Source organism: Kitasatospora sp. NPDC047058 (assembly GCF_040643935.1).
GTDB lineage: Bacteria > Actinomycetota > Actinomycetes > Streptomycetales > Streptomycetaceae > Kitasatospora.
On record NZ_JBEYVJ010000762.1, the window covers coordinates 1 to 1,888 of the forward strand.

The window sequence follows — 1,888 nt, forward strand, 5'->3', positions numbered from 1 at the left end:
GGCCACTGTGACGGTTGCGGCGATTAAGGTTCGTGTGCCTGTTCGCTGTCTGAAAGAGATGCCTCGATGGTTCGTGTCACGTCGTTGCGTCGGGTGGATATCGCCGTGGTCTTCCCGGAGCTGGTGCCGTTGGCGCGGAAGACCGCGCGCCTGCACCCCGCCTGGGTGAGCCGACCGTCCACCAAGATCATGCGGCAATCGGCCAAGATCATTTGATGCGGGGTGCAGGCATTTGCCTGCGCCCCCTTGACCGCTGTCCCGTTTCCATCGGCCTGGTGCCTGCCTCGGGTGAGGTGTGGTTGCCCGGGCCCCTCCTCGGTCTGCATCGGGAACTCGCCCAGCGCCTCTTCGCCGCTGTGGTGTCCACCGCGCAACGGCGACGGCATCTTCCGGCTAGGGCGGCACTGGACGGGACGCCGGGCAATACGGTGACTGATCGAACCCTGCCACCAGCGGAGGAGATACCGCCATGGTCCACCCGTCCATCACCCGCCTCTCGGTTCTACTCGGAGAGCCGGGAACCTCGGGCGACGCCGTCGACTGGGAGGAGCTTGCCCAGACCACGGGCCTGCGACTGCCCGCCGACTACTGCGACTTCATCATGTTCTACGGCGGCGGCGAGCTGGACGAGTACCTCGGCTTCAGCACGCCGCCGGTGGTCGGCTCCCCGTACGGCGATCTCATCGATGGACTGGACTTCGACCCGAGGGAGGAGGCTGCGGCCCTTACCGGCATCGCCCCAAAGGACCCGGAGGAGAGGAGGCTTCTCCCCTTCGCGAGGAGCTCCAATGGCGACGTGGCCTTCTGGCTCTGCGACGCCCTGGACCCGGACAGCTGGGACGTCGTGGTCTTCAAGCGCCAGCACCACTACGGGGAGGAACCCTGGGTCCGCTTCGCGGCGGGCTTCGGCGACTTCCTGGCCGGCACCCTCGACGGCACGCTGCCGAACCCTTTCAGTGACAGCGGCTTCGCCAGGCCCCCGCACGTCTACCGCAACTGGCGCCAACCGCTGTGACTGATGCGGCGTTTCACGTGCGGCTGCCGGCCGCCTGGTCTCCTGGCTCGGCCGTCGAGCCTGTGCCTGCGCACACTGCTGCGGTTCGGGCCTGTCTGGCGGATCTTCGTGCGGAATGATGTGCGGGGTGACCTCGAAGCAGCCTGATGAGCGCCGGGACTTGGTGCACCAGGAGGTGCTCCAGCAGCGGGCGGCACCGGGGCTTGCCTCGGCAGCCAATTAGCCCGGCTAATCGATCCATGAGCTATTCGATCTTGTTCGGCTCTTCCCCCGACTGGTGAGCTGGCCGCATGACGAATGCGGAAACCCTCGCGCCCCCGGCCGGCTCACCGCCCGCCCGCCGCTGGTCACCGGTCCTCGCCGTCGCCCTGGCCACCTTCACCGTGGTGTCCTCGGAGATGATGCCGGTCGGCCTGCTGACCCCCATGTCCGACAGCCTCGGGGTCTCGGACGGCACCACCGGCCTCTCCCTCGCCATCACCGGCCTCATCGCCGCCGTCCTCTGCCCCTTCACCCCGGTACTCGTCGGGCTGCGCGACCGCAGGCCCGTCCTGATCGCCTTCATGCTGCTGCTCGGCCTCGCCAACGCGATCACCGCCCTTGCCCCGGATTTCGCGGTCCTGGCCGTCGGCCGGATCCTGCTCGGCGCCGCGATGGGCATCGTCTGGGGCCTCGCCGCGAGCCTCGGCCCCCGCCTCGCCGACGGCCCGCGCACCGCCCTCGCCATGACACTGATCTTCTCCGGCGTCTCCATTGCCTCGGTCCTGGGCGTCCCGCTGGGCACCTACCTCGCCGCCCTGCTCGACTGGCGCGCCGCGTTCTGGGCGCTCGCCCTGCTCGGCGTCGTCTCCGCCGCCGTGCTCGCCACCACCC

3 protein-coding genes are annotated in these 1,888 nt (G+C 69.1%); all 3 read left to right on the plus strand.

Annotation, left to right across the window (positions count from 1 at the left end):
• Window positions 1–66 precede the first annotated feature (66 nt).
• On the plus strand, window positions 67–216 hold the full coding sequence (locus ABZ885_RS40235; RefSeq protein ID WP_360200027.1) for a hypothetical protein: 150 nt from the start codon (window positions 67–69) through the stop codon (window positions 214–216).
• A gap of 253 nt (window positions 217–469) precedes the next feature.
• Entirely contained in the window at window positions 470–1,015 is a 546-nt protein-coding gene (locus tag ABZ885_RS40240) for an SMI1/KNR4 family protein (protein ID WP_360200029.1), read from the plus strand.
• Between the two features lie 290 nt (window positions 1,016–1,305).
• On the plus strand, window positions 1,306–1,888 hold a 583-nt coding region (locus ABZ885_RS40245), incomplete at its 3' end, for an MFS transporter (RefSeq protein ID WP_360200031.1).

Excerpts from the sequence above, each read along its gene's own strand:
- ABZ885_RS40235 (WP_360200027.1), top strand. The coding sequence starts at position 67 with ATGGTTCGTGTCACGTCGTTGCGTCGGGTGGATATCGCCGTGGTCTTC.
- ABZ885_RS40240 (WP_360200029.1), top strand. The coding sequence starts at position 470 with ATGGTCCACCCGTCCATCACCCGCCTCTCGGTTCTACTCGGAGAGCCG.